Below are 1,578 nucleotides of genomic sequence, written 5' to 3'. Positions count from 1 at the left end.
TTCTGTGCTGCTTCCGGATCTGCATCAAGATTTATCAGCAACAGCAGGAAGGTCTTTTCCAGACGAATCCGAGAAATCTGACGAATATGTATTTTTGGTTGAGCAGATGCCCGCCGTCCAAGTTCCTCTGGGAGCTACCATCCTCATCCCTGGTAGAGGACCGGAGATGGATGAATTCCGCTCAACCAAAAATACAAACTCGTCAGAATTTTCGGATTCGTCTGGAAAAGACCTTCCTGCTCTACTGATAAATCTTGCTGCAGATCCGGAAGCAGGACAAAAGTAAGCGCTATTTCCTTTGGAAGTGTAAGTCGCAATGAGGTCATGCATAGGGAGAGAGGAAGTGGCCCTAAAGGGGATTAGGTTCCTTTATCCCTTAAGGGGAAGGAAGGAGGGTAATAAAACTGTAATCATCATGAGAATACAAGTTCGGGCGGGAGTTTGCTTATCTTTCACTGAAACAAAAAGCAAAAGCTTTATTGAATTACAGTGAAAACAACCCATTCACTACCATAATGACAAACTATTTACTACGTAGCATTTAATGACAACTACGATTTCTTCTGTTATTTAATTTTTTTTAATGTACGATTCTGTTCCAGATTAATGCCGGAACAAGCGGTAAACAACACTCAATCGCGTCAGCAATAAGTTGCTCGTCACTTCCTCCGACATATGTCAATATTGTTTCACCATTACCTGATATTTTGTGAGCGCATTGCCATTGTTCTTTTAATGTTTTGATATTTGTTTTGAGATTGGGATATAAGTTAAGCATATTTGTATTACGAACCTTTATAAGGTGATGTTCTTGACCTGAGAGAACAATACGTTTTCTGTCATAGCAATTCTTGACATTGAAAACGCCAACTTTGTCAAGTAAAAAAAGTGGCTTTACTTTTTCCGCAAACAGCTCAAATTCGGTCAATGTTAATATATATTTAAACGGAAGCACTGCTTGCTGTAGAAGAGAACGGATTGAATCTTTTGCCAAACAAATCGAGAAGTATGAAAGAAATTGGTTAGAAAGTCTATGTTTTAATTTATAAATTACAATGACTATAATTCTGGTATTACATATCTGAAGACAGAAGAGAATAAATTTTTGAAGAATATTTACAGAGAATCGACAGACGAAGACACGAAAAATATTTGAATTGATACATAAACAGTCAAATTATAAGAAAAAAATCCTATCAATTTATTTTGGAAAAATTTTTATTCAACCCAGTTGTATTAATGTTGTGAAATTTTGGATGAAAGTAAGTGAAGGAAAGGTGGGTGGGAGAAATGGGGAATGGGGGAATAAATTGTAATTTTTCGCTAGTGATAGGTATAAGTATTTTCGTCTACTAATTTAATTGTCTAAGTGACTTAAATCAAATAATAATTATAAACAAGCTGAAAGCAAGCATATTTCTTCCTACTTAATTCTATATTACTGTGCTGTCTACATGTTGAAGTATAGCCGAATTTGAAGGTGTCTAAAGCTAAAAACTAGAGACTATAAATAAGCTAAAAACAAGTATAACGCTAAGTAGTAATAACGAAATAGATAACCAATTTATGGAAGTAAAT

2 protein-coding genes are annotated in these 1,578 nt (G+C 35.2%); one reads left to right on the top strand and one right to left on the bottom strand.

The genetic code is table 11. From position 1 onward, the window contains the following. The coding region (locus tag ACHZDT_RS02925; protein ID WP_394773167.1) for a hypothetical protein at positions 1–286 on the top strand (286 nt) is incomplete at its 5' end. Between the two features lie 294 nt (positions 287–580). Here ACHZDT_RS02925 and ACHZDT_RS02920 read toward each other — a convergent pair. Then, positions 581–994: a hypothetical protein gene (locus ACHZDT_RS02920; RefSeq protein WP_394773166.1), complete on the bottom strand. Its 414-nt coding sequence runs from the start codon at positions 992–994 to the stop codon at positions 581–583. Positions 995–1,578: the final 584 nt, after the last annotated feature.

The sequence above is a fragment of the Flavobacterium sp. genome (genome assembly GCF_043722275.1).
Classification (GTDB): Bacteria; Bacteroidota; Bacteroidia; order Flavobacteriales; family Flavobacteriaceae; genus Flavobacterium.
Note: the sequence above shows the minus strand (reverse complement) of the source record. Positions and strands in the feature narration are given on the sequence as shown.